At 63.2% G+C, this 23,016-nt stretch carries 27 protein-coding genes, 1 tRNA gene and 1 pseudogene; 11 read left to right on the top strand and 18 right to left on the bottom strand.

Going from position 1 to position 23,016, the window contains the following annotated elements; all coding sequences use genetic code 11:
• Window positions 1-204 precede the first annotated feature (204 nt).
• From KJQ96_RS18165 to KJQ96_RS18150, 4 genes are all read left to right on the top strand, one after another.
• Entirely contained in the window at window positions 205-627 is a 423-nt protein-coding gene (locus KJQ96_RS18165) for a DUF5413 family protein (protein ID WP_213287948.1), read from the top strand.
• 213 nt (window positions 628-840) lie between these two features.
• A complete protein-coding gene (locus tag KJQ96_RS18160; RefSeq protein WP_249734189.1) occupies window positions 841-2,934 on the top strand; it encodes an ATP-binding protein in 2,094 nt (697 codons plus the stop codon).
• Entirely contained in the window at window positions 2,931-3,584 is a 654-nt protein-coding gene (locus KJQ96_RS18155) for a response regulator transcription factor (protein WP_213287947.1), read from the top strand. Before KJQ96_RS18160 ends, KJQ96_RS18155 begins: the two co-directional genes overlap by 4 nt.
• Window positions 3,585-3,711: 127 nt before the next feature.
• Complete coding sequence (locus KJQ96_RS18150; RefSeq protein ID WP_213287946.1) at window positions 3,712-4,098, top strand: BA14K family protein; 387 nt, start codon at window positions 3,712-3,714, stop codon at window positions 4,096-4,098.
• Between the two features lie 80 nt (window positions 4,099-4,178).
• Here the strand turns inward: KJQ96_RS18150 and KJQ96_RS18145 are convergent, their stop codons facing one another.
• The 5 genes from KJQ96_RS18145 to KJQ96_RS18125 all read right to left on the bottom strand — a co-directional run bounded on the left by KJQ96_RS18145 (window position 4,179) and on the right by KJQ96_RS18125 (window position 5,931).
• Window positions 4,179-4,448, bottom strand: a complete 270-nt coding sequence (locus KJQ96_RS18145; protein WP_249734187.1) for a DUF6719 family protein — start codon at window positions 4,446-4,448, stop codon at window positions 4,179-4,181.
• Complete coding sequence (locus KJQ96_RS18140; protein WP_213287945.1) at window positions 4,445-4,819, bottom strand: hypothetical protein; 375 nt, start codon at window positions 4,817-4,819, stop codon at window positions 4,445-4,447. Before KJQ96_RS18140 ends, KJQ96_RS18145 begins: the two co-directional genes overlap by 4 nt.
• 105 nt (window positions 4,820-4,924) lie before the next feature.
• Window positions 4,925-5,137 carry a hypothetical protein gene (locus KJQ96_RS18135; RefSeq protein ID WP_213287944.1) on the bottom strand — a complete coding sequence of 71 codons (213 nt, stop codon included), beginning with the start codon at window positions 5,135-5,137 and terminating at the stop codon, window positions 4,925-4,927.
• 381 nt (window positions 5,138-5,518) lie between these two features.
• Window positions 5,519-5,719, bottom strand: coding sequence for a hypothetical protein (locus tag KJQ96_RS18130; protein WP_213287943.1), 201 nt, complete (start codon window positions 5,717-5,719; stop codon window positions 5,519-5,521).
• Between the two features lie 14 nt (window positions 5,720-5,733).
• On the bottom strand, window positions 5,734-5,931 hold the full coding sequence (locus KJQ96_RS18125) for a hypothetical protein (RefSeq protein WP_213287942.1): 198 nt from the start codon (window positions 5,929-5,931) through the stop codon (window positions 5,734-5,736).
• Between the two features lie 277 nt (window positions 5,932-6,208).
• Here KJQ96_RS18125 and KJQ96_RS18120 point away from each other — a divergent pair, with 277 nt between their 5' ends.
• Window positions 6,209-6,745 carry a DUF4112 domain-containing protein gene (locus tag KJQ96_RS18120; RefSeq protein ID WP_213287941.1) on the top strand — a complete coding sequence of 179 codons (537 nt, stop codon included), beginning with the start codon at window positions 6,209-6,211 and terminating at the stop codon, window positions 6,743-6,745.
• 55 nt (window positions 6,746-6,800) lie between these two features.
• On the opposite strand, the gene KJQ96_RS18115 is transcribed toward KJQ96_RS18120, so the two are convergent.
• The 5 genes and pseudogenes from KJQ96_RS18115 to KJQ96_RS18095 all read right to left on the bottom strand — a co-directional run bounded on the left by KJQ96_RS18115 (window position 6,801) and on the right by KJQ96_RS18095 (window position 10,138).
• The gene (locus KJQ96_RS18115; RefSeq protein ID WP_057842144.1) at window positions 6,801-7,082 is read right to left on the bottom strand and encodes a hypothetical protein; all 282 of its coding nucleotides are present in this window, start codon (window positions 7,080-7,082) and stop codon (window positions 6,801-6,803) included.
• Between the two features lie 207 nt (window positions 7,083-7,289).
• Window positions 7,290-7,471: pseudogene (locus KJQ96_RS18110) on the bottom strand (DUF3309 family protein).
• A gap of 10 nt (window positions 7,472-7,481) precedes the next feature.
• Window positions 7,482-7,892, bottom strand: coding sequence for a peptide-methionine (R)-S-oxide reductase MsrB (msrB, locus tag KJQ96_RS18105; protein WP_213287940.1), 411 nt, complete (start codon window positions 7,890-7,892; stop codon window positions 7,482-7,484).
• Between the two features lie 9 nt (window positions 7,893-7,901).
• Entirely contained in the window at window positions 7,902-8,621 is a 720-nt protein-coding gene (gene msrA, locus KJQ96_RS18100) for a peptide-methionine (S)-S-oxide reductase MsrA (protein WP_213287939.1), read from the bottom strand.
• 401 nt (window positions 8,622-9,022) lie between these two features.
• Window positions 9,023-10,138, bottom strand: a complete 1,116-nt coding sequence (locus tag KJQ96_RS18095; protein WP_213287938.1) for an ATP-dependent RecD-like DNA helicase — start codon at window positions 10,136-10,138, stop codon at window positions 9,023-9,025.
• Between the two features lie 198 nt (window positions 10,139-10,336).
• Between KJQ96_RS18095 and KJQ96_RS18090 the strand changes: the two genes are divergently transcribed.
• Window positions 10,337-11,545 carry an LLM class flavin-dependent oxidoreductase gene (locus KJQ96_RS18090; RefSeq protein WP_213287937.1) on the top strand — a complete coding sequence of 403 codons (1,209 nt, stop codon included), beginning with the start codon at window positions 10,337-10,339 and terminating at the stop codon, window positions 11,543-11,545.
• 65 nt (window positions 11,546-11,610) lie between these two features.
• Window positions 11,611-11,790 (top strand): hypothetical protein, encoded by a 180-nt coding sequence (locus KJQ96_RS18085; RefSeq protein WP_057847192.1) that lies wholly within the window; start codon window positions 11,611-11,613, stop codon window positions 11,788-11,790.
• A 71-nt stretch (window positions 11,791-11,861) separates the two neighbouring features.
• Here the strand turns inward: KJQ96_RS18085 and KJQ96_RS18080 are convergent, their stop codons facing one another.
• The 8 genes from KJQ96_RS18080 to KJQ96_RS41750 all read right to left on the bottom strand — a co-directional run bounded on the left by KJQ96_RS18080 (window position 11,862) and on the right by KJQ96_RS41750 (window position 20,073).
• Window positions 11,862-13,241, bottom strand: coding sequence for a sigma-54-dependent Fis family transcriptional regulator (locus KJQ96_RS18080; protein WP_213287936.1), 1,380 nt, complete (start codon window positions 13,239-13,241; stop codon window positions 11,862-11,864).
• Between the two features lie 53 nt (window positions 13,242-13,294).
• Window positions 13,295-13,645: a flagellar motor switch protein FliN gene (fliN, locus tag KJQ96_RS18075; RefSeq protein ID WP_213287935.1), complete on the bottom strand. Its 351-nt coding sequence runs from the start codon at window positions 13,643-13,645 to the stop codon at window positions 13,295-13,297.
• A 19-nt stretch (window positions 13,646-13,664) separates the two neighbouring features.
• Entirely contained in the window at window positions 13,665-14,291 is a 627-nt protein-coding gene (locus KJQ96_RS18070; protein ID WP_213287934.1) for a FliH/SctL family protein, read from the bottom strand.
• Window positions 14,291-15,376 (bottom strand): flagellar motor switch protein FliG, encoded by a 1,086-nt coding sequence (gene fliG / locus KJQ96_RS18065; protein WP_213287933.1) that lies wholly within the window; start codon window positions 15,374-15,376, stop codon window positions 14,291-14,293. Before fliG ends, KJQ96_RS18070 begins: the two co-directional genes overlap by 1 nt.
• A 1-nt stretch (window position 15,377) precedes the next feature.
• Entirely contained in the window at window positions 15,378-17,006 is a 1,629-nt protein-coding gene (gene fliF, locus KJQ96_RS18060) for a flagellar basal-body MS-ring/collar protein FliF (RefSeq protein ID WP_213287932.1), read from the bottom strand.
• Between the two features lie 169 nt (window positions 17,007-17,175).
• Window positions 17,176-17,451 carry a DUF1153 domain-containing protein gene (locus tag KJQ96_RS18055; protein ID WP_002714638.1) on the bottom strand — a complete coding sequence of 92 codons (276 nt, stop codon included), beginning with the start codon at window positions 17,449-17,451 and terminating at the stop codon, window positions 17,176-17,178.
• Window positions 17,452-17,657: 206 nt separating this feature from the next.
• On the bottom strand, window positions 17,658-18,356 hold the full coding sequence (locus KJQ96_RS18050) for a flagellar hook assembly protein FlgD (RefSeq protein WP_213287931.1): 699 nt from the start codon (window positions 18,354-18,356) through the stop codon (window positions 17,658-17,660).
• A gap of 10 nt (window positions 18,357-18,366) precedes the next feature.
• On the bottom strand, window positions 18,367-20,073 hold the full coding sequence (locus KJQ96_RS41750; protein WP_213287930.1) for a flagellar hook-length control protein FliK: 1,707 nt from the start codon (window positions 20,071-20,073) through the stop codon (window positions 18,367-18,369).
• A 345-nt stretch (window positions 20,074-20,418) separates the two neighbouring features.
• On the opposite strand from KJQ96_RS41750, the gene mnmA reads away from it, so the two are divergent.
• From mnmA to KJQ96_RS18025, 4 genes are all read left to right on the top strand, one after another.
• The gene (gene mnmA / locus KJQ96_RS18040; protein WP_213287929.1) at window positions 20,419-21,618 is read left to right on the top strand and encodes a tRNA 2-thiouridine(34) synthase MnmA; all 1,200 of its coding nucleotides are present in this window, start codon (window positions 20,419-20,421) and stop codon (window positions 21,616-21,618) included.
• 22 nt (window positions 21,619-21,640) lie between these two features.
• Window positions 21,641-22,279, top strand: coding sequence for a class I SAM-dependent methyltransferase (locus KJQ96_RS18035; RefSeq protein WP_213287928.1), 639 nt, complete (start codon window positions 21,641-21,643; stop codon window positions 22,277-22,279).
• 92 nt (window positions 22,280-22,371) lie between these two features.
• Window positions 22,372-22,758, top strand: coding sequence for a hypothetical protein (locus KJQ96_RS18030; protein ID WP_213288152.1), 387 nt, complete (start codon window positions 22,372-22,374; stop codon window positions 22,756-22,758).
• Window positions 22,759-22,874: 116 nt separating this feature from the next.
• Window positions 22,875-22,951: transfer RNA gene (locus KJQ96_RS18025), tRNA-Met, on the top strand.
• Window positions 22,952-23,016: the final 65 nt, after the last annotated feature.

Below are 23,016 nucleotides of genomic sequence, written 5' to 3'. Positions count from 1 at the left end.
GCATAAGTCCGAAAGCGTGTGGAAGTTGCGTCAGGCTTGCGTCCAGCCGTTTTTATATGCTGAACATTCATTCATCCGCCCCTCAGCGCAGCCGGATTCAGATGCTGGTGCTATCGGCAATTCGCGCAACAGGAAGGTGGACCGGACAAATTTACTTGGCCCTTGAGCTGCTGTATTGGGTAACCAGCGCCAGGAGGCAGTTCCATGAAACGCTATCTGATCTTCGGAGCCGTCGGCCCCTTCGTTGGCGGATTCCTGATGCTGTTCGCGACCACGGTGGCCTCGGGCTACTGGACCGATACCAACTGGTCGGAGATCGGGAAATTCCTCGGCGCGTTCGCCAAGACGCTGCAATACAGCTATCTGTTCGGCATCGTGCCTGCGTTGATGATCGGCGCCATCGACGACATTCTCTGTCACGTCAAGCGCATTTCTTACGTGGTGCGGATCCTGATCGTGGCCGCCATCGGATTTGCTGCGTCGGAACTGCTCTATGGTTCGCGCGGACCGGATACCGGCGCGGTGCAGTTTCTGCTCTACGGCATCGTCGGCATGGTGCCTGCGGCGCTGTCGTCGTGGCTCGCGCACCGATACGTGGACGAGCCGCAGCCAGTGCACTCGACGTAAGTGTGCAGTGCTCCGTAGGGTGGGAAAAGGCGCGCATGCGCCGTGCCCACCATCTATCATCGGCGCTCCGATGTTCGTTCCGCCGTTGAACGTCAGGAATTACCTGACCTCGGCCGTCAAGTTGACGCTTGGCAGACGAATGTCAGGCTGGTCCGATCGGGGAATGCAACGTAAAGGAGCCTCGGCGTTGTCAGTTTTCGCCGGCGAACCAACATGCGCGCATCCATGATCGCGGAGTTAAGTAACAAGCTCTCCTCCGGTTCGGGCCGAAGCAAGGAAGCCGTTTGGCTCTTCACCGCGCTGGTTCTGACGGCTGCCATTCCGGTCCTGCTGCTCGGGGGATGGATGGCCTATATCACCGCCGACCAGGAACGAAGCTACGCCCGCCAAGCTGCCACCGAGGCGCTGACGCAAGTGGCGCACCGGATCGAGAGCGAGATTTCCCACGAAATACAGGTCGCGGAGACGCTTGCTAGCTCGGCCGCGCTGGATGATGGCAACTTGAGCGACTTCTATCGCGAGGCGAAACGTATAGTCGCCGCGCGTCCGCTGTGGGAGACTGCCTTCCTGACCAAGCCTGACCGGGAACAGGTTCTCAACGTATTGCGGCCGCTCGGCGCGCCGCTTGGGCCTGTGACCGACAGCGAAAGCTTCGACGCCGTGCTCCGCACACGTAAGCCAGTCCTTGGCGGGCTGGGGCCGTACCAGGCCTCCATCGGCAAGCGGCTCGTGGCACTGCGTGTGCCGGTTATTCGAGAGGGCGAACTTCGCTACGTCCTGACCGTCGGACTGTTGCCCGATCAGATCGGCACCATTCTTGGTCAGGCCGGTCTGCCCGCTGGATGGGCCGGCACCGTCATTGACGCCAAGGACGAGATTGTCGCGCGAACGCCTGATGCCAGAGCCGTCAGTGCAAGCGCGAAGACGCCTGCGGTGCAGGAAGCCATTGCCCGCGGCGGCTCGAATTCGCTGCGCACCCAGACGCGGGAGGGAATAGATGTCGAAACCGTCCATCGCGGCTTGGTGGGCACCGAAGGATGGTCGGTCCACGTGGGTGTTCCCGTCGCTGAACTGAACGCTCCCGTGTCTCGCTCGTTGCGGCTGCTGGTCGGAGGAACGGCGGCGAGTGTCGGGCTCGCCATCGCGCTTGGACTGGTGATCGCCCGCGAGATCGCGCAACGGCGTCGCATGGAGGCGCTTCAGTCGGCCGCAGCGCTGCTGGACAGCGAAAAACGCGGCGCGCTCGCCATCGATGCCGCCGAACTCGGTACCTGGCGCTGGGATCTGACCGCAAACGAGTTCAGCGGTTGCAGCCGCTTTGGCGCATTGCTGGGTTTGCCGAGCGACCGATCGGGCGAAACCAGATGGTCCGCGGACCGGATCTTTGCGTTGCTCGAACCGCCGCACCGCGCGGCTCTGGCCTCGTTCGGCGGCGCTTGCCTCGAAAGCGGCAAATCGGGCAGCGTCGAATTTCCGGTTCAATCCGACGATCGCGGCGAATACTGGTTACGTGCCGCAGGCAGGGCGGAAGGTCCGCCCAACCGGCGTCACGTGATTCACGGCGTGCTCGCCGACATCGATATCCTCAAGCGCGCGGAGGCCGAGCGTTCTCACTTGCTTCGTCGCCTGGCTTCGGCCCAGGAAGAAGAGCAGCGCCGGATTTCGCGAGAACTGCACGATCAGATCGGCCAGACGGTGACGGGATTGTCGCTCGGGCTGAAGGCGCTCGAACAGGGATTGGCAAGAGGCGGCAATACGGAAGCAGCGACCGAGCAGGTGCGATGGCTGGAGCAGCTTGCTGCGCAGATCGGCCGGGACATTCACCGCACCGCGTCGGATCTGCGGCCGACCGCCATCGACGACCTCGGACTCTTCAGAGCGATCGAAGCCTACGTCGCGGAGTGGCAGGAGCGTTATGGCATTCGTATCGATATCCAGACGTTCGGGCGGGATAGTTCGCTGCCTCCCGATGTCGCGGCGGTGCTGTATCGATTGGTCCAGGAGGGATTGACCAACGTCCTGAAGCACGCCAGCGCCAGCAAGGTCAGTATCGTGCTCGAGAAGAAATCGGACGGGCTGGCGCTCGTTCTCGAGGATGACGGCGTTGGCTTCGATCCGGAAAGCGTCAGCCGCAATGCGATGGGCGGAGATCAACCGTCCGGACTTGGCCTCTCCGGCATGAAGGAGCGCGTCGCGCTGCTCGGCGGCACGATCGCGGTGGAATCCGCGCCGGGAAAAGGCAGCACCATCTTTGTCCAGATCCCGCTCGAAGTGCAGGAGAGGGAAGTGCAGGAGACCGGCGCATGACGCCCATTCGGATTGCGCTCGTGGATGACCATCCGGTCGTGCTCGCCGGCATACGCGCGCTGCTGCAGGGCATGCCCGAGGTCGAACTCGTCGGCGAGGCGAATACGGGGACAACGGGGCTGAAGGCGATTTGCGAATGCTCCCCGGACATTGCGGTGATCGACCTTTCGCTGCCCGACATCAGCGGCCTGGAACTCGCGCGCCGGCTGAGCAAGCGATGCCCGGCGGTAAAGATCATAGCGCTGACCGTGCATGAAGACCGCGCCTATATTCATCCGGCTCTCGAGGCTGGCGCACGGGGATATCTCTTGAAGCGATCCGCCGCAGACGAACTGCTTCGCGCGATCAGGGCCGTCAACGAGGGCGTCATCTACCTCGATCCCGCTATCGCCGACAAGGCGTCAACGAGCGCTCCCGAACCGACGTCCGCCGATAACGGCGATGGCGGCGAACTCAGCCGGCGCGAAGAGGATGTGCTCAAGCTGGTCGCTCAAGGGTTCAGCAACAAGCAAATCGCCGGCGAGTTGGAGGTGAGCGTCAAAAGCGTCGAAACCTACAAGGCGCGAGCATCCGAAAAGAAGGGCCTGCATAGCCGCGCGGATATCGTCCGCTACGGCATCAGGCGGGGCTGGCTCGCTGCTCCGAACTGAGCGCCATGGCAAATACCAATTCCTATTCCGCGGCACGTCTAGCGTCAGGATTAACCTGTCAGAACGATACGGCGACGGACGCGTTGTCGGTCCAGCTTGGACAAGAGCGCAGAACAGGAGCAATCAGATGAAATCGTGGAAAATTGTCTCGGCAGCAATTGTGCTCGGAATATCGCCCTTGATCCCGCTCCAGCCGGCCGGGGCGTCGCCGACGATGGCGGTGGCCGGGGCAGAGCGGCTGGCCGCATCGGTTCCGCCGGTCGAGGCCGTGCAGTACCGCCGCTGGCATCGTGGGCCGTACTACCACCGCCACGGCTGGCATCGACGCCACCACGGCACCGGCGCGGCTGTGCTCGGCGGACTGGCCGCTGGCGCTATTATCGGAGGCGCCATCGCCAATAGTCAGGCCCGGGCAAATGATGCGGTCGCCTACTGCGCGCAACGATACCGCTCCTATGATCCAGCATCCGGCACTTATCTCGGATACGACGGCTATCGGCATCCCTGCCCATAGGACAGGTCCTGGGGCCGCGGATGAAGGTCCGCGGCCCATGGCGTTCGAAGCCGGGACGACGGCTTTGCCCTGCCGCTGGGCTACTTCGCCGATTCTGAGCGCGTGCCGGGCTGCAGATCACTCAGCGGCACGCAGCTCTTTTTCCGGCGATGATTCTTCGCTGCGCCCTGCACCTTCAAGACCTTGCCAGCCGAACAGGAGCCGTCATCGACGTAGATGGTGGAGTATGGATCCATCATCAGCGGTTCGTAAGAATGAAGCTTCTGGGCCATGCACGGCTGGACCATGAACAAAGCCGTCAGGAACGCACTCCAGCCTGCCATCTTGCAGGGAATCCTTCGCACCTTCATTGGTCCTTTCCAGGTCCGGACGCATCGGCGGCCCGGAACATGTCGCGCGATTTGCCATGGATGACGTCAGTCACCGCAACAAGGTAGCGGGCGTAGACTTCCTGAAGCCTTCGGATCATCTCGGCGTTTTCCGCTGAGGTTCTCAACTTGAAGACTCCAGCCTCGCAAACCAGTAGCCCGTCAGTGCAAAGCCCGGCCAGCGCGCTTTCGGTTTCCGTGTCGCTGGCATGGATGCGGGCCGCAATCTGGCGCAGTCCCCATCGCTCTTCCGGGCTGGACCAGATCAGAAGCAGCGCCTCGATCTGCGCCACCGAAGCGATGTGCTTCAATATGAAGTCCCGCACGTCGTCGGGAACGTATCGCGTTGCCATGCCGTGGGCTGATGTTGTGTGTCGATCGACACGGATGCCGGAATCACCGAACCAGAGACTCTCCGAGTGGCGATATCGCCGCCACGCCGCATATACTGCAATCCGTCAACCTGTCTGATGCTGCGGCCGGGTGTTGAGGGCCTCGCCGAATCCAGGCTGCGGGCTGGCTTGCAATGCTGCCTGCGCGGCCTCGGCCTCATATTCGTCGACCAGTATCTGAAGTTTTTCGGCAAATCCTGGATCGGCCGCGCCAATCGCCAGACGCTTGCAGAAGACGGCCCGCTCATGCAGCAGCTCGGCCCGAGACAGCTTGATCAATTTGTGTTTGGTTCGACCCACCCTTCCTGCTCCTCGTCCCATTGTGCACGTGCCCCACGAATGATCGCCATCCTAGAATGCAATCTTGCGCCGGCGCGTCAGGAAAAACCTGTCAATGGCAATGATGCTCACACTATGCCTGCTTTTGCGGATGCGATTTCGGTGGCGCTGGTGTGACCCGCGCCGCCGCGCGAATCATTGTTGCAGACCAGGCAGATGGCTTTCGATGTGAGACGTCCGTTGACGCCCCATCGTTCGTATCGGTGCGGCGTCCTTTCCGAGCAAGGAGCGCAATACGCCAAAGGTCGATTATCGATTGTCCTGCCACCGAACATTCCAGCCCCCGTTCCCTGCAGCACCCAGATCGTGATTGTTTGCGAACTAGTCCTCGCTCTCGTGCGCCCCCGCCATCGCTACCAGGAGCACGACGCTGAGGGCGCCGGCCGAGATGAGGGCATTCGTCCTCAATGCCGCCGGCGGGACGCCCAATCCGTAGTGAATGAACACGGCCATCAGGAGTGCGGTCACGCCGGCACTTGCGATAAAGAAGATGACGGCAACAGCCAGGTCTATGATCCTCATCGTCGGCTACCCTGCTATTTCTCTCGGCTTGCGAGGAACTCGATCGTGACAAGGCCAAAGAGAATAGCCGCGAAGATCAGCGCCTGCTCTCGAAGTATGGATCGGGGCAAGCCCAGGCTATGTTGCGCGAGGTGCGCCATCGCGTAGGCCACGATCGCCGCGCTTCCCAGTGCGAGAAACAAACCAGTTGCGAGCTGGACGAATTTCTTCATCTGTCTTCACTTCGTGCCGTTGATTTGTCCGAAGGCGTCTCAATGACGGGTCGGCCCGCTGCGCGCATCCCACCTGCTTCGCGCGCAACCGCATATTAGAATCATGCTTCGTTCGGGGATGTCAGGAAAAGCCCGGCACGAGCAAAGGCGCATCTGCGTCATGCCCACCATTCCAGATCCGTTGCCGGATGATGACAGCGCTGACCTTTCGGATCCGACCCACGCAAAGCAGCGACCGCATGACGCAACTTGCGCCTCGCATTCGCGTTACCATCTGATGGCCATGCCAGACGACGATATCTTTACGCCGCCCCGTTCGCGTTCCGGACCATCGTCCCGGACGCGCGCGCCCGGACGTGGGCCGGTCATCGACCAGGAGGGGCGCGAACTCCCCGAGCCGAACCTGCATACGCGGTTCGAGGGAATGCGGTTCGATTTCGGTCATTCCGCCGCCAATCCGTTCGGCGAGCTGACGCGCGAGCAGCGGATCGCGCGGCTCGATGCCATCGCCAAATTGCTCGACGTCGCCTTCATCGTGCCCGGCACCAATTTCCGTTATGGCATCGACGGGCTGATCGGCCTGATCCCGGTTGTCGGCGACATTATCACGACGGCGATTTCGCTGTGGGTGGTGCGCGAGGCGCGCGCGCTTGGCGCCCCCTGGCACATCACGGCGCGGATGCTGGCCAATGTTGCGGTTGATGGCGCGGTTGGCCTGGTGCCAGTCGCAGGCGACGCCTTCGACGTCATGTTCCGCGCCAACGTCCGCAATGTGCGCATGCTCAAGCGCTGGCTCGATAAGCAGCCGCGCTAAAGAAAAACGCCCCCGAAATGATTTCCGGGGGCGCGCTGTTTAAAAAGTGGAAGCTTTAGGCGGCGTCGGCCTTGTCGTCGGTGGCGGCCGGGCGCGGACGGCGCGGCAGCGGGAACGCCTCGCTCTCATAGAGCGAGCGGATACCGCTCTGGTCAAAGCGGGCTTCCTCGACCTGGAGATAGGCGCCATTCAGCGAGTCCGCAGGCAGCTCCTCGATCGCGAAGCGAACTGCTTCCGCCGCGGTGCCAAAACGCCGATAGGCAAAGCCGGCCCGCTTCTTCTTGCGGATCGCGGCGGGAAACAGTTCGGCGGCGGTGTTGTAGCTGAATGGACGCATGGACGGTGACCTCAATCTTTTTCGGCTCTCTTCGTGTGAGCAATGGGGATTGGATGACGGTGGGCCACAGTGGGGGCCACGCCGTGCACGTCATTTCAGGCCCCAATATAAGCTTCTTTGACGAAAATGCGACCCCTGAAGCCCGACATCGGGGGTGATGATGAATCCACGCATGGCTGCGGGAGGTGCAAATTAAATCAAGTTATTTCAATGGGTTCCATGGCTTACTGCTTGCCGGGCAGGGACCAGGATCAGAAGCACGATTAAAATCACGCCACCGAGCCCATCGCGGAATGGCCCCTGCCATAGCCATAGCCGCCGAAACGGCCGGAAAAGCCGCCCAGCAGGACAATAATTAGAACGATGATGAGTATCGTTCCAAGCGACATTGCTCGGGGCTTATTTCGGCTGCAGCTTCAAGGCCGCCGAATTGATGCAGTAGCGCAGGCCGGTCGGGCCGGGGCCGTCGTTGAAGACGTGGCCGAGATGGCCATTACATTTCGAGCACAACACCTCGGTGCGGATCATGCCGTGGCTGAAATCGCGCTCCTCATCGATATGGCTGTCCACCGCAGGCTGCGTAAAGCTCGGCCAGCCGCATCCGGAATCGAACTTGGCATCGGATTCGAACAGCGTCTGGCCGCAGCCGGCGCAGGTATAGGTGCCCTTGCGGTGCTCGTGCTCATACTCGCCCGAGAACGGCCGCTCGGTCGCCTTCTCGCGCAGCACGGCGTACTGCATCGGCGTCAATTCCTTGCGCCATTCGGCCTCGCTCTTGACGACCTTGCCGGATGTCTTGGTCTCGGACATTTGCCCTCCTTAATTGGTAGCCTTCGCGTTGCGCACCAGCGTCGGCTTCTCGATGTAGTTCTCCGCAAAGATCTTCTTCAGGTTCTCGATCTTCGGGATGTCGTTGAAGACAATATAGGGCTGGTTCGGGTGCAGCGTCAGGTAGTCCTGGTGATAGTCTTCCGCCGGGTAGAACGCCTGCAGCGGGCCGACCTTGGTCGCGATCGGCTTCTTGTAGACCTTGGCGGCGTTGAGCTGGGCGATATAGGCCTCTGCCACCTTCTTCTGCTCGTCATTGATGGTGAAGATCGCCGAGCGATATTGCGTGCCGATGTCCGGGCCCTGGCGGTTCAATTGCGTCGGGTCGTGCACGACCGAGAAGAAGATCTGCAGTATCTTGCCGTAGCTGATCTTCTTCGGATCGTACTTGATCTCAACCGCCTCGGCGTGTCCCGTCGTTCCGGTGCCGATCATGGTGTAGTTCGCGGTCATCTTGCTGCCGCCGGAATAGCCGCTCACCGCGTTGAGCACGCCGGCGGTGTGCTGATACACGCCCTGCACGCCCCAGAAGCAGCCGCCGGCGATCACGGCGGTCTGGATGCCGTCGGCAGCCTGAACGTCGACGGCAGGGGCTGGAATGACGACGGCCTCTTCCGAGGCGCGCGCAGGCGCGGCGGCAAAGGCCGTGACGGCCAGCGTGCCGATGGCGGCAGCGGCGAGCGACAGGCGGCTGAAATGGCGAGGGGACATGGTTTCCTCTTTCGGCGTTGGTTGGGGCAGTCTAGAGCGGGACTGGCGTTTCGCAATCGGCTCAGTTCTCGCCGATGCCCAAGATACGGCTCTGGCTGCGAATTATTACGGCGTGCGCCACACGAGTTCGTGAACAGGGTCATCTGCCCCGAGTATTTGGAGAGGTGATCTCGGTCACTTGACCAGTGCGGGCCTGACCGCACGCAGCAGCCGTTCACCTACGGCTCATTGCCGGGACGCGAGGATTTCTCCTTCGTGGCGGGGAGGTGACGCGCCAGCGTCATTTCGGGATGGTGCGTAAGCACCAGCCCTCAGATGCGCAACTGCGCATCGGGGATCTCGAGATTCTCAGGTGCGCAAGTGCGCACCATAGTTCGCTTCGCGCCCTGGAATGACTCGGCTCACACCACCACGCTCAGCCGCTTCGCCGCGCGCGTAATCCCCGTGTACAGCCATCTCGCTCGGCTGTCTTGGAACGCAAAACTCTCGTCGAACAGCACGACGTCGTCCCATTGCGAGCCCTGCGATTTGTGCACGGTGAGCACGTAGCCATAGTCGAACTCGTCATAGGGTTTGCGCTGCTCCCACGGGATCGCCTCGATCCCGCCCTGGAAGCAATCGTGTCGCACCGAGACCTTGGTGACCTTGTGGCCGAACTCTTCGTCGGGCGACAGCCGCATGGTCAGGATCTGCGATTTCGATCGCGGCTGGGTGCGCGACTTCACCCGCCACAGTCCGCCGTTGAACAGGCCCTTCTTGCGGTTGTTGCGCAGGCAGACAAGCTTGTCACCGGCAACCGGCAGGGGATCCTCGATACTCTGCTTCTGCCGTATCCGCATGTTGTAAGCGCGGCGGGTGTGGTTGCGGCCGACCAGCACCTGGTCGGCGCTCATGACGCGGTCGGGATCGAGCTCGCTGCGCGGCACCACTTCACTCTCGCCGTGGCGGCCGATTTCGAGCTCGCGGCCCTCGCGAATGTCCATCGACATCCGCACGATCGGATCGTCCTGCGCCTGCCGGTGCACCTCCGTCAGCATCGCGTCGGGCTCGCAATTGGTGAAGAAGCCGCCGCCCTGGATCGGCGGCAACTGCGCGGGGTCGCCGAGCACGAGCAGTGGACAGTCGAACGACATCAGGTCGCGGCCGAGTTCGGCGTCGACCATCGAACATTCGTCGATCACGATCAGCTTCGCCTTCGAAGCCGGCGCGTCGTCCCACAATTCAAAGCTCGGCTGCTCGACGCCGGATTCCTTGGCGCGATAGATCAGCGAATGGATGGTGGAGGCGTTGTCGCAACCCTTGTTGCGCATCACCAGCGCCGCCTTGCCGGTGAAGGCGGCGTATTTGACCTCGCCGTCGACGCCCTCGGCGATGTGCCGCGCCAACGTGGTCTTGCCGGTGCCGGCATAGCCGAACAGGCGGAACACCGGCGGCGTGCCGTTGCGGCCCGGCTTGGCCTTCAGCCATTCGGCAACGGCCTTCAACGCGGAATCCTGATGCGGCGTAAAAATGGTCATGGGGTCCAGATGGAGAGAAGAGCAGGCGGAAGGCCGCGACTCAACGGACTGTAAAGCTAACCATTCGCGCGTTCCATGCAAGACAACTTCCGTGACGCGGAATTGTCCCTTCGCGACCAAGGCTAGACTTGCGATTTGCGGAGCATACACTGCCCGAAAACAACAAACGGTCTTGAACAAACAGTCTTGGGAGGCGTCATGAAATTCGGCATTTTTTACGAGCTGCAACTGCCGCGCCCCTGGGAAGAGGGCGACGAACTCCGGCTCTACCAAAATGCGCTGACGCAACTCGAGACCGCCGACCGGCTCGGCTATGACTATGCCTGGGTGGTCGAACACCATTTCCTGGAAGAATATTCGCACTCGCCCGCGCCAGAATCCTTTCTCGCCGCCGCCAGCCAGCGCACCAGAAATATCCGGCTTGGCCACGGCATTTTCCAGCTCACCACCAACCATCCCGCGCGCGTCGCCGAACGCGTCGCGGTGCTTGATTTGCTCAGCAACGGCCGCTGCGAATTCGGCATGGGCGAGAGTGCCTCCATCACCGAACTGACGCCGTTCGGCCGCGACATGGAGACCAAGCGCGAGGTGTTCGAGGAGGCGGTTCAGGCGATCTTCCCGATGTTCACCAAGGTCGGCACCGAGCATCACGGCAAGTATTTCGATATCCCCTTGCGCAATGTGGTGCCTAAGCCCGTTCAGAAGCCGCATCCGCCGCTGTGGATGGCGTGCTCGCAATTGCCGACCATCGAACGCGCCGGCCAGAACGGTTTTGGCGCGCTTGGCTTCCAGTTCGTCAGCGCGGAGGCGGCGCATGCCTGGGTGCATGCCTACTACAACGCGATCACCAAGCGGCTGAAGAAACTTGCGGACTACGAGATCAACCCGAACATGGCGCTGGTCTCGTTCTTCATGTGCGCCAAGACCGATGAAGAGGCCAGGGCCCGTGCCGACGGCGCCACCTTCTTCCAGTTCGCGCTGCGCTATTACGGCGCCTCGCAGAACCGCCAGCGTCCCGACCCCGGCACCGTCAACATGTGGGACGAGTACAACAAATGGAAGCGTGAAAATCCCGAGGCGCAGGAGGCGGCGCTGCGCGGCGGCCTGATCGGGTCGCCGGAAACCATCCGCAAAAAGCTAAGACGTTTCCGCTCATCCCACATCGACCAGGTGATCCTGCTCAATCAGGCGGGCAAGAATACCCATGAGCACATCTGCGAGTCGCTGGAACTGTTCGCCAAAGAGGTGATGCCCGAATTCCAGAACGACCCCGAACACGACGCCTGGAAGCTGGGCGTGATGAGCGGTGCGATCCAGCTCGAGGAGATCGACACCGAGGCGTTTACGGATCGCTACGGCAAGCTCGCGATCAATGTCGCGCCGGCGCAGAAAGTGGCGGCGGGTTAGAGGCTGGGCCGGCACTGCGCGCTATGTTAGCCTCGGCCGATGACGCAACGCGGTACGGCGATCTGATGAAGCGATTGGCTACTTGGGTTTTTTACGGTGTCGGCGCGATCGCGATCGCCTATCTCGCGCTGTATGCCTATGCTGTTTTCACCGGGCGCGACCTGCAGCCCGGGGACCCTATTCACATTTTCCGCAAGCCGGATGCGCCGAGTTATTCCGCGCTTTCAGCGTCATTGCGAGCGTAGCGAAGCAGTCCACCTCTCCGCTTGGGGCGCTATGGATTGCTTCGCTCCGCTCGCAATGACGGCAACGGCGTCTACCCCGCCGTCACAAACCGCTGGTGCTCGCCCGCGCCGGCCGGCGTAATCGGTATCCCGCCGTCGGCATATTCGTTCAGCTTGTTGCGCAGCGTGCGGATCGAGATACCGAGGATGTTGGCGGCATGGGTGCGGTTGCCGAGGCAGTGCTTCAGCGTCTCCAGGATCAGGTCGCGCTCCACGTCGGCGACGGTGCGGCCGACGAGAGCACGGGTCACCTGTTCGGCGGCAAAGGTGGCGTGGGCCACGGCAGGCGCGGTCTTGGCGAGGTCGAGGCGGTCGCCATCGGGGGTCAGGATGGCCTCAGGCCCAATCTCATCCCCTTGCGCCATCAGCACCGAACGGTGGATGGTATTTTCCAGCTCGCGAACGTTGCCCTGCCAGCGGTTTGATGTCAGCACCCGCCGCGCATCGGCGGAAATGGGGCGCAGCGGCACGCCGTTGGCGTCGGCGTATTTCTTGGCAAAGTGCTGCGCCAGCTCGAGGATGTCGGCCGGACGGTCACGCAGCGGCGGGATCTTCAGGTTCACGACGTTGAGGCGGAACAGCAGATCCTCGCGGAAGGAGCCTTCGCGCACGGCTTCTGCGAGGTTGCGGTTCGAGGTCGCGATGATGCGGATGTCTACCGGCACCGGCTTGGTGCCGCCGACGCGGTCGATCACGCGTTCCTGGATCGCGCGCAACAGTTTGGATTGCAGCCGCACGTCCATTTCCGAGATCTCGTCGAGCAGCAGCGTACCGCCAGTGGCTTCCTCGAATTTGCCGATGCGGCGGGCGACCGCGCCGGTGAAGGCGCCCTTCTCGTGGCCGAACAGTTCGGATTCCAGCAGGTGTTCGGGAATTGCCGCGCAGTTGATCGAGATGAACGGCCGCTTGGCGCGGGTCGAGCGGGTGTGGACATAACGCGCCAGCACTTCCTTGCCGGTTCCGGATTCGCCGGTGATCATCACGGAGGCGTCGGAGCCCGCGATCTGCTGCGCCAGCTTGATCACCTTGCCCATGGCTTCATCGCGATAAACCAGATCACGTGAATCATTGGCGACGGCAGCAAGCACGGCGGCGATCAGTTCCGGATCCGGCGGCAGCGGGATGTATTCCTTGGCGCCGGCATGGATCGCGGCGACCGCGGCGCGGGCATCGTTGGAGATGCCGCAGGCCACGATCGGCACGTGAATGTGTTCGGCTTCCAGCCGCATCACCAGGTCGCGGATGTCGAGGGCGACGTCGACCAGCAGCAGGTCGGCACCCTTGCCGCCGCGCAGCACGGCCATCGCCTGTTCGGTCGCCTCGGCATGGGTCACCGAAGCTCCGTTTTCCATCGCGATCTTGGTGGCGGTCGTGAGCTGGCCCTTCAATGTGCCAACGATGAGAAGCCGCATGTCTGTCTCCTGTCCGTCTGTTCGCGCCTCACGCGCGCGTATCGCCAAAATTGTTAGTTGCGTTCTGCCTTGATGATTTCCGTCATGGTCACGCCGAGCTTGTCTTCGACCAGCACGACTTCGCCGCGCGCCACCAGGCGGTTGTTGACGTAGATGTCGATGGCTTCGCCGACGCGGCGGTCGAGTTCGAGCACGGTGCCTGGTCCGAGCTTCAACAGCTCGCCGACGTCCATCTTGGAGCGGCCGAGCACGGCCGAGACCTGCACGGGCACGTCGAATACGGCCTCGAGGTCGGCTGCGATGCGCGAGGCCTGTTCGTCCTCGTTGTAGGCGAGATCGTCGACCGGCGGCGCATCCGCGGGGTTGAGATCGGGTAGCGGTACCTGTGCGTCGGTGTCACTCATGGTTCAGTCCTCATGGCCTTCACGTTGCGGCCTGATCGCGGGACGCCAGATAGCGCCCGACGAGTTCGCTGATCTTCGCTTCGATGGCCGCGCGCTCCAGCACGACGCCGCCGTCGGCCCATTCGATCCGGCAGTCGCCGGTGGCGATGCCGGGTTCGGCCAGGATGACGAGCCGGCCCTCGAAGCCGCTTTGGGCCGCCTGACGTTCGATCTTCTCACGGGCGGCCTCGTAGAGCTGGTCGTTGATGCGGACGACGAGATGCGGGGTGGCGACCAGATGCGAGAAGCAGTCGCTGACCAGCGCCATGATCTCGCCGAGCGGTTCTCGGCCGATCAGCTCGCTACACAGCTTGCGTGCCACCGCGACCGCGACATCGACAGCCTCGGTTTCCATCCTGGCCTCGATGCCGGAGAAACGCGTGGCGATGCCCTTGATCGCGATGCCGATCTCTTCCAGCGCCAGCGCCGAGCGGCGGTCGCTCTCGACTTTGGCCTCGTGCTGGGCCGCCTCGTAGCCGGCGCGGTAGGCGCGTGCCTCGGCCTCCGCGACCCTCTGCGCGATCTCGGCAGCCGTGGCGGCGCGCTCGCGCGTCCTGTCGGGCGCTGCGAAGTCGGTGTCGAACAGGAACTTTGCGGGTGCAGCCATCAGTATACCAATTCGTCGTCGGCGCGGTTCTTGGTCAGGGTGATTTCACCCTTGGCGGCCATGTCCTTGGCGAGGTTGACGAGCAGTGCCTGCGCCTCGTCGACGTCGCGCAGCCGCACCGGTCCCATCGCGGCCATGTCGTCCAGCAGCATCTTGCCGGCGCGCGAGGACATGTTGCCGAGGAAGAAGGCGCGCACCTCTTCATTGGCGCTCTTGAGCGCGATGCCGAGCTTGTCCTTGTCGATGTTGCGCATCAGCGTCTGGGCCGAGGCGGAATCGAGCTTGATCAGGTCGTCGAAGGTGAACATCAGCGCCTTGATGCGCTCGGCGGATTCGCGGTTTTCCTCTTCCAGCGAGGTGATGAAGCGAGTCTCGGTCTGGCGGTCGAAATTGTTGAAGATTTCGGCCATCACCTCGTGGGCGTCGCGGCGGCGGGTCTGCGACAGGTTGGACATGAACTCGGTGCGCAGCGTCTGCTCGACGCGCTCGATGACTTCTTTCTGGACGGCTTCCATCTTCAACATGCGGCCGACCACATCGAGCGCGAGGTCCTCGGGCAGGATCGCCAGCACGCGCGCGGCGTGCTCGGGCTTCAGCTTCGACAGCACCACCGCGATGGTCTGCGGGTATTCGTTCTTGAGGTAGTTGGCGAGCACCTCTTCCTGCACGTTGGAGAGCTTCTCCCACATGTTGCGGCCGGCGGGGCCGCGAATTTCATCCATGATGCCGCTGACGCGCTCGGAGGGCAGATATTGCTGCAATAGCCGTTCGGTGGCGTCGAAGGTGCCCATCAGGGCGCCGGAGGCTGACATCCGCGAGACGAATTCGAGCAGCAGGTCTTCCACGACATCGGCCTCGACGGTGCCGAGCGTCGACATGTGGATCGACAGTTCGCGCACCTCGTCGTCGTCCAGCAGCGACCACACCTTGCCGCCATATTGCTCGCCCAGCGCCAGCATCAGGATGGCGGCGCGCTTCGGGCCGCTCAACGGCTTGCCCTTGGGCCGGTTGCTCTGACGGCTCGCCAGCGCCGAGATGACGGTGGTGATGTCGTTGGCGTTTGAGGTTTGCGGTACGGCGGCCATGTCAGCTCTCGGCGGGTTCGCTCAGCCATTGGCGAACAATGGAGGCGGTCTCGTTCGGATTACGTTCGGCCAGTTCGCCAACCCTGTGCACGGCCTGGGCGTGGACCTGGCCCTGGACCTGCGCGACGTCGATCAACTGGGCGGTGCCGCTGGTGCCGGCGATCAGGGCCTGATTGGGCCCGAGTTCTCCGTTTGGACCGCTGCCCTCGATCAATGCGGGCGTCGGTTCGGTCAGCGCGGGAACGACTTCGGCGGCCAGGATGCGCTTGACCAGCGGACGGATCACCAGGAACAGCACCACGAGGCCGAGCAGCATCATGACACCAAGCTCGATGACGTACATGACGTCGTCCTTGGTGAACTGCAGCATGCCGAGCAGCCCGCCCGGCTCGACGACCGGTGGCACGGAGGGCGCTTCGGCAAAGCGGAGATTGACGACCTCGACCTGATCGCCCCGCTTCTGGTCGAAGCCGATCGCCGAGCGCACCAGCGTGGCGATGCGGTCGAGCTGCTCCTTGCTACGGTCCTGATAGACCATTTCGCCTTTTTCGTTCTTGGTGTAGGCGCCGTCGACCAGCACCGCGACCGAGATCCGGTTGACCCGTCCGGCCTCGGTGACCTCGGTCTTGGTGGTGCGGGAAATCTCGTAGTTGTTGGTCTCCTCGCTCTTCTTGCTCTGGTCGCGGGCCGCAGGCCCTGTGGTGTTGGTTTGATTGCCGGGCAGTTCGTTGTTGACTGTTACCTGGCCATTGTTCTCGGCAGTGAGGGAAGACTCCTCGCGGGTCTGGGTGGAGCGCAGTACGCGGCCCTCGGGATCGAACTTGTCGGAAGTCTGGGTGACCTTGTTGTAGTCGAAGTCGGCGGTGAGCTGGACGCGGGCGCGGCCCTGGCCCACCACGGAGGAGACGATCGCCTCGACTTCGTTGCGCATGCGCTTCTCGAAGGCGGTGCGGCGCTCGTCGCCGACGGCGATCTCGGGGTCCTTGCCGGCGCCGTCGGCCAGCAACCGGCCGGCTTCGTCGACGATCGACACCCGCTGCGGCTTCAGCCCGTTGACGGCGGAGGCGACGACGTGGCGAATGGCGCGGATCTGCGGGGGTTCGAGGCTGCCGCGCACCCGCACCACGATCGAAGCCGACGGCTCCGGCGCCTCGCGGGCGAACAATGGCCGTTCCGGCAGCACGAGATGGACGCGGGCGGCCTGGATGCGGTCGATGGCGCGGATGGTGCGGGCAAGTTCGCCCTCCAGCGCGCGCAGATGGTTGATGTTCTGGACGAAGCTCGTGGTGCCCAGCGCGTCGGACTTGTCGAAAATCTCGTAGCCGACGCCACCGCCCTTGGGCAGGTTGCTTTCGGCCAGCTTCATCCGCAGCCGCGTGACCTTGTCCTTCGGGACCATGATGACCGCGCCTTCGTTGCGCAGCTCGAAGGGAATGGCCTGGCGTTCAAGATCCTTGATGATGCTGGAGGAATCTTCAAAGGAGAGGTCGGTGAACAGGGTGGTCATCTGCGGCGTGGTGACGCGCATGATGACGAAGGCGAAGAAGCCGATCAGCGCGGTCGTAACCGCAACCATGGCCATCAGCCGCGCTGCGCCCAGGCCTTTCAGGAAAGCAACGAGACTTTGCACCAACCGCCCCCAGGGATTCGGCCCGAGGGACCGACTGGGCAATTATTGCCTAGGGGATGGTTTCCATATGGTTAACAACCCTTAAAGCGGCGGCGAATAGTTCCGGCATGAAAAAACCGGCTTCGTAAAACGAAGCCGGTTTTCATCAAATCTTTCGGTTCGGGAGAGTTTACTGCCGATATTGCTGGATCCGGGTGGTCCGCAAGCCAGCCAGGCCATGCTGATCGATGGAAAACTGCCACGACAGGAATTCGTCGACGGTCAGCGTATAGCGGCTGCAGGCTTCCTCGAGGGAGAGCAGGCCACCACGGACCGCAGCGACAACTTCGGCTTTGCGACGGATCACCCACCGTTTGGTGCCTGGCGCGGGCAGGTCAGCAATTGTTAACGGACTGCCGTCAGGCCCGATGACGTATTTCACCCTCGGGCGATGGGGTTCTGTCATGGCGTACTCACAAACTCTCAACCACTGAACTCACCATGGTAACCTACGCCCCTCGGCTTAAAATTTGCCTAAGCCTACGGCTTCAATACGAATCTCCTTGAAAATGACCGAAAATGGCTTCGGCCCGGTTCCCTGTGACGCTTTTGCGTACAATCAGGGATTGCCGGGCCGGGAGCGGTGGATCAACCGAGGCGAGTGGGCCGGGCTTAGCTGGAAGAGGTCGGACGGACCACGCGCTTGATTTTGTCGGTGGTGTAGCTCTGGCCGCCGATCGACAGCAGCGGCGGGGAGGCGCTGAGATCGACCGAATCGACGATGCCCTGGACTTCGGTGGAAATCGCGACGTTGTTGCCCGAACTGTCCTTGCCCGTGGCGGTCAAGGTGTAAGTGCCGGCCGGCCACTGCACGCCGTCATTGCCCTTGCCGTCCCAGACGAAACTGGAGCCGCCCTTCTTCAGCGCATAGTTGCCGGTATACGCCGTCTGTCCCGCCGAATTGGTGATCGTGATCGTCGCGCTGGTGTCTTTCTCGGAATTGAAATTCCACGTTGCCGATTTGTCGAACTGCGCCTTGCTGCCGTCAACGGCGACCATGTTGCCGACATAGACCAGCGCCTGCGTCGCCTGGGCGCTCTTCTCGATTTCCACCAGCGCCTTCAACTGCTCGTTCGACTTGAGCTGCTGCTCGATGCCGGCGAACTGCACGAGCTGCTGGGTGAACTGGTTGGTGTCGAGCGGATCGAGCGGGTTCTGGTGCTGCAACTGCGTGGTCAGCAGCGTCAGGAAGGTCTGGAAATTATCCGCAATTCCCGTCGTCCTCTCCGACGCTGTGTTGTTGCTCGTCGCGGTGCCGGTTCCCGGCGCCGAGACGACCGGTGTCGGCATGGTTGCTGCATCGACTGCCATGGCGATCTCCTTAAACCCTGATGTCGACGCCGCCGCTCGCACCGAGCATGCGGCCATAGCTGCGGCCGGCGACGACGGCCGGCACGCTGTCTTCCTCACTGACGACGAGGCGATGTGCGTTTGGATTGGATTGGTTGCCGTCGTTCTGGCCTTGCGAAGACTGGTCGCGCAGACTGAACTGCAGGCCGCCGTTGCCGGTCGAGAGGCCCGCGTTGTCGAGTGCGCGCTGCAACTGGTTGGCGTCCTGACGCAGCATCGAAAGCGTTTCCGGCCGTTCGACGGTCAGATGAGACGTCACCTGGCCGTGGCGATCGACATCGATGCGGACGTCGATGCGGCCGAGTTCAGCGGGATCGAGCCGGATTTCGAAGCGGGTCTTGCCGCTCTTGGCGGAAGCGGCGATTTCCATCGCAAGCCCGCTGACCGGCACCGCCGCGCTTGTTGCTGCCGTGGCGGTGAGTTGGGTAGCGGCAGCCGCCGTCGTGGTGGAAGCGGCCGGTTGCTGCGTCTGGATCGTGCCGGCGGCCTGCAGGCCGTTGCCGGACGCGTTGACCGGCGTCTGGCCGACGACATCTGGGGCGGCAAAATGCGCGTTGGCGCTGGCGGCCGACGGCACGATGGAGTTGCCCGAGGCGTCGGCCTTCACGGTCTCGGCGATGCCATTCTCGGACTTAAACTTGCCTGCAGCTTCGGTCGGCGGCGTGATGGCGGGCACGATGGTGTCAGCGGCAGGCGCTGCGGGTGCGGCAGCGGCGGTGGTGCCAGCCGTGTTCTCTGGCGCGACCGCCGTCGTGGCGCCTTTTCGGGCGGGATCCGGGCTCTTGAGCGGCACTGCCGATTTGGTGGCGGCGGGTGTCGTTGCAACCACGGAGGCGGCCAGAGCGATGCCGGTTGTGACCGACGGGTCGGCGGATGTGGCCTGGGCGCTGACGGCCTGGCCGATGCCCTGCGCATTGGTCTTGGTCCCGTCCCCTTGCGCAGCGTTCGCGTTCGCGATCGTAGTGGCGGTCGCTTCGGCGCTTTCACCGGCGGGACTGGCTGGCGCGGTCTCGGCGGCGAGCGAAGCGGCGGCTGCGATCGCAGCCGCCGCGATGGCAAGCGGCGCGGTCGCCTTATCGGTCGCGGGTGCAGCGGGGGCCGTCGTCTCCGGCGTTGCGGCCGCAGGGATGGCGGCGGCAATCGCGTCGACCGTTACCACGGCCGTTCCATCCTGCGCCAGTTCAGTCTGATCGGTCGCTGGTGAGGTGTTGCCGGAAGACGCCTGCGTCGCTTCGTCGGACGTGGCCTTCTCGGACTTCGGTGCGTCGGACTTCGATTTGGCGCGGCCGGTCTTTGCGGACTTGGTCTCGACATCGGCGTTGGTGTCGGTGTCGACCTTGCCGTCGTCGCGTGTCTTGTCGTTCCGTGCCTTGTCGTCGCGCATCTTGGCCGCGGCGTCGCGATTATTCGAATCGTTGCGCGCGGCCTTGTCGGCCTTGTCGGATGCGGCGGCACTGTCGCGCGAACGGTTGTCGGAAGCTGACTGCGCGTCGTCGGAGCGGCGCGGGGAGGGCGCTGCGTCCTGCGCGCGGTCGTTCTGGCTCGCGGCCGTGTTGCTGTCGACCAGCGCCGCGAAGCTGTCGTTCCCGGCGGGCGGATCGGAATCCGGCCGGGCCGACCTCGCCGCCGCGCTCTGGAAAGATGCATTTGCCGATATTTCTGACGTGACACTAACCACGGTAACCCTCGCGCTGAGCTCTCGGCTACCATTCAGCAAGGACCGGGCCAGCCGCCGCGGTAAAAAATATCGTGTTATTTCAAGTACTTAAAAGATTGGCGAGTGGATTTCGGAGCGTGACCGCGGCCGCCTTTTCTGCCCGGCGGCAAGATTTGCCGTCCTGGACACGCTCCAAAATGGGGATCGGCTGATTGCTTCACGGGAATACGGCCTATATTAAAGAGCTAAGCCCGATCCGGCCCGGTATGGCCGAATGATGCCTTAAGGCCTTATACATAAAGGCTTTTTAAACCCTGGCCGCGAGCCGCCATGGCGCGTTCGCGATTGAAGTCGATGACCCCTGGCATGCGAAACAGTTTGGATCTCGAAGGCCGTCCTCAGGACACACGGATCGTGGTCGCCATGTCCGGCGGCGTCGATTCCTCGGTGACGGCCGCCTTGCTGAAGTCCGAAGGTTATGACGTGGTCGGGATCACGCTGCAGCTTTACGACCACGGCGCTGCCACCCATCGCAAGGGGGCCTGCTGCGCGGGACGGGACATCCACGACGCCCGCAACGTGGCGGAGCGGATCGGCATTCCGCATTACGTGCTCGACTACGAAAGCCGCTTCCGCGAATCCGTGATCGACAATTTCGCCGACAGTTACGCGCTCGGCGAAACGCCGGTGCCGTGCATCGAGTGCAACCGCTCGATCAAGTTTCGCGATCTCTTGGCGACCGCGCGTGAACTCGGCGCGCAGGCGCTCGCGACCGGACACTATGTCGCCTCGCGCCGGCTTGCCGACGGATCGCGCGCGATGGTCTGCGCCGCGGATTCCGATCGCGACCAGAGCTATTTCCTGTTCGCGACCACGCGCGAGCAGCTCGATTACTTGCGCTTTCCGCTTGGCGACATGACCAAGCCGCAGACGCGCGAACTGGCGCGGCGCTTCGGCCTCGAAGTCGCCGAAAAGCAGGACAGCCAGGACATCTGCTTCGTGCCGACCGGGCGCTACACGGATATCATCGGCCGCCTCAAGCCCGGCGCGATCGAGCCCGGCGACATCGTCGATCTCGAGGGCCGCACAATCGGCCGCCATCAAGGTATCGTTCATTTCACCGTCGGCCAGCGCAAGGGGCTGGGCATTGCGGCCGGCGCGCCGCTCTATGTCGTCAAGCTCGATGCCAGCAGCCGCCGCGTCGTGGTGGGCCCGCGCGAGGCGTTGCGGATGGATCGGATCCTGCTGCGCGACGTCAACTGGATCGGGGACGGGCTGCTCGACCGCGTCATCGGCGACGGCATCGAGATGTTCGTGCGCGTGCGCTCGACGCGCGCGCCGCAGCCGGCCTGGCTGCGCGCGATCGATGGCGGTTATGAAGTCGAACTCGTTGCCAGCGAGGAGGGCGTATCGCCCGGCCAAGCCTGCGTGTTCTATGATGCGCCTGCGGGACAGGCGCGCGTGCTCGGCGGCGGATTCATCAGGAGCGCGACCGCACGCCATCCGGTGACGAGGGCAGGGGCGCAGGAAAAGGCCGCGCCGCTCGCCGAGGTGATGCGCACTTAAGAAAAAAATCGGGGCAGAGGGAATGGCTGGGGACATCGACCGCGAGGGGGTCGAAAAAGCTTATGGGCGCTGGGCGCCGGTCTACGATCTGGTTTTCGGCAAGGTGTTCGACGAGGGCCGCCGATCGACCATTGCGGAGGCCGACAAAATCGGCGGACGTGTGCTCGACGTCGGCGTCGGTACCGGGCTGTCGCTGTCTGAATATTCGCGCAACACGAAATTGTGCGGCGTCGACATTTCCGAGCCAATGTTGCGGCGGGCGCTCAAGCGCGTGCGCGAGTTCGGCCTAACCAATGTCGAAGCGCTTGCGGTGATGGACGCCAAGAACCTGGCGTTTCCGGATTCGTTCTTCGATGCGGTGGTGGCGCAATATGTGATCACGGCGGTGCCGGATCCGGAACGCACGCTGGATGATTTCATCCGCGTGCTGAAGCCCGGCGGCGAACTCATCCTGGTCAATCACATCGGAGCCGAAGCCGGTCCGCGCCGCGCGTTCGAACTGGCGTTCGCGCCGCTGGCGCGGCGGCTGGGCTGGCGGCCGGAATTTCCGTGGGAACGCCTGACCAACTGGGCCGCCAAACATGGCGGCGTCACCTTGACCGAGCGGCGGCCGATGCCGCCGATGGGACATTTTTCGCTGATCCGTTTTCGGAAATCGTGAAGCGCATCGCGTTTTCGCTCAAGAAAACGCGTCAAACAAAAAAGCGGCGAACTAACTGCGGAACCTCCGCGTGCGCGGACCGTTTTCTCGGTATGGCAATCTACCGGGCACTTCTTCTTTCATGTGTGTTGATGACGGCTACGAGTATGGCGGGCGCTCAGGCCCCGCCCAGCCCGGCGACGCCGCCCGCCCAGACCGCACCGCCATCGCCCGACCGCGCCGCGGCCGCCAATTGCGCCCCGATGCAGCCGGCGCCGAATTCCGGCGCGACGGTTCCGGAGGGGAAGGCGCGGGAAGGAACGACCACCGGTCAGCGGACCGAGCCGCTCGGCGACAAACTGGCCCGCTCGGAGGGCGTATTGTGTCCGCCCCCGGGCGTTGATCCCGAAATCCATGCGCCCACGCCGGAAGATGGCAAGACGCCAGTGATTCCGCCGCCCGGCACTCCCGGCGGCGACCCGTCAATCCGGCCGAAATAGCGTAATTTTGCAGATGCTTGCCCGGACGGCTCGCTTTGCTTGACAGGTCGTTGACCCGCTCCTTATATGCCGCGCGTTCGCGACCGCGGCATTGCCTGCCGCCACCGCGATGCCGTGGCGGGGTAGCTCAGCTGGTTAGAGCACGGGAATCATAATCCTGGGGTCGGGGGTTCGAGTCCCTCCCCCGCTACCATGGTTAGCCGTGTCCGGCCCGGACACATAGGTAACAAACTGTACCTAAGACATGGGTGACAACCT

The organism is Bradyrhizobium sp. sGM-13, assembly GCF_018398875.1.
In the GTDB taxonomy this organism is placed as follows: Bacteria; Pseudomonadota; Alphaproteobacteria; order Rhizobiales; family Xanthobacteraceae; genus Bradyrhizobium.
This window is presented reverse-complemented; position numbering and strand designations above follow the sequence as displayed.

What these genes read in the sequence shown, in the direction of transcription:
- KJQ96_RS18130 (WP_213287943.1), bottom strand. Translation starts at nt 5,719, where the DNA reads ATGAGGATCATAGACCTGGCTGTTGCCGTCATCTTCTTTATCGCAAGT.
- KJQ96_RS18120 (WP_213287941.1), top strand. Translation starts at nt 6,209, where the DNA reads ATGGCCATGCCAGACGACGATATCTTTACGCCGCCCCGTTCGCGTTCC.
- KJQ96_RS18155 (WP_213287947.1), top strand. Translation starts at nt 2,931, where the DNA reads ATGACGCCCATTCGGATTGCGCTCGTGGATGACCATCCGGTCGTGCTC.
- fliG (WP_213287933.1), bottom strand. Translation starts at nt 15,376, where the DNA reads ATGGCCGCCGTACCGCAAACCTCAAACGCCAACGACATCACCACCGTC.
- KJQ96_RS18030 (WP_213288152.1), top strand. Translation starts at nt 22,372, where the DNA reads ATGGCAATCTACCGGGCACTTCTTCTTTCATGTGTGTTGATGACGGCT.
- KJQ96_RS18115 (WP_057842144.1), bottom strand. Translation starts at nt 7,082, where the DNA reads ATGCGTCCATTCAGCTACAACACCGCCGCCGAACTGTTTCCCGCCGCG.
- KJQ96_RS18095 (WP_213287938.1), bottom strand. Translation starts at nt 10,138, where the DNA reads ATGACCATTTTTACGCCGCATCAGGATTCCGCGTTGAAGGCCGTTGCC.
- msrB (WP_213287940.1), bottom strand. Translation starts at nt 7,892, where the DNA reads ATGTCCGAGACCAAGACATCCGGCAAGGTCGTCAAGAGCGAGGCCGAA.
- msrA (WP_213287939.1), bottom strand. Translation starts at nt 8,621, where the DNA reads ATGTCCCCTCGCCATTTCAGCCGCCTGTCGCTCGCCGCTGCCGCCATC.
- KJQ96_RS18050 (WP_213287931.1), bottom strand. Translation starts at nt 18,356, where the DNA reads ATGGCAGTCGATGCAGCAACCATGCCGACACCGGTCGTCTCGGCGCCG.
- KJQ96_RS18035 (WP_213287928.1), top strand. Translation starts at nt 21,641, where the DNA reads ATGGCTGGGGACATCGACCGCGAGGGGGTCGAAAAAGCTTATGGGCGC.
- KJQ96_RS18150 (WP_213287946.1), top strand. Translation starts at nt 3,712, where the DNA reads ATGAAATCGTGGAAAATTGTCTCGGCAGCAATTGTGCTCGGAATATCG.
- KJQ96_RS18140 (WP_213287945.1), bottom strand. Translation starts at nt 4,819, where the DNA reads ATGGCAACGCGATACGTTCCCGACGACGTGCGGGACTTCATATTGAAG.
- KJQ96_RS18080 (WP_213287936.1), bottom strand. Translation starts at nt 13,241, where the DNA reads ATGCGGCTTCTCATCGTTGGCACATTGAAGGGCCAGCTCACGACCGCC.
- KJQ96_RS18125 (WP_213287942.1), bottom strand. Translation starts at nt 5,931, where the DNA reads ATGAAGAAATTCGTCCAGCTCGCAACTGGTTTGTTTCTCGCACTGGGA.
- KJQ96_RS18145 (WP_249734187.1), bottom strand. Translation starts at nt 4,448, where the DNA reads ATGAAGGTGCGAAGGATTCCCTGCAAGATGGCAGGCTGGAGTGCGTTC.
- mnmA (WP_213287929.1), top strand. Translation starts at nt 20,419, where the DNA reads ATGCGAAACAGTTTGGATCTCGAAGGCCGTCCTCAGGACACACGGATC.
- fliN (WP_213287935.1), bottom strand. Translation starts at nt 13,645, where the DNA reads ATGAGTGACACCGACGCACAGGTACCGCTACCCGATCTCAACCCCGCG.
- KJQ96_RS18070 (WP_213287934.1), bottom strand. Translation starts at nt 14,291, where the DNA reads ATGGCTGCACCCGCAAAGTTCCTGTTCGACACCGACTTCGCAGCGCCC.
- KJQ96_RS18090 (WP_213287937.1), top strand. Translation starts at nt 10,337, where the DNA reads ATGAAATTCGGCATTTTTTACGAGCTGCAACTGCCGCGCCCCTGGGAA.
- KJQ96_RS18160 (WP_249734189.1), top strand. Translation starts at nt 841, where the DNA reads ATGCGCGCATCCATGATCGCGGAGTTAAGTAACAAGCTCTCCTCCGGT.
- KJQ96_RS18085 (WP_057847192.1), top strand. Translation starts at nt 11,611, where the DNA reads ATGAAGCGATTGGCTACTTGGGTTTTTTACGGTGTCGGCGCGATCGCG.
- KJQ96_RS18165 (WP_213287948.1), top strand. Translation starts at nt 205, where the DNA reads ATGAAACGCTATCTGATCTTCGGAGCCGTCGGCCCCTTCGTTGGCGGA.
- KJQ96_RS18055 (WP_002714638.1), bottom strand. Translation starts at nt 17,451, where the DNA reads ATGACAGAACCCCATCGCCCGAGGGTGAAATACGTCATCGGGCCTGAC.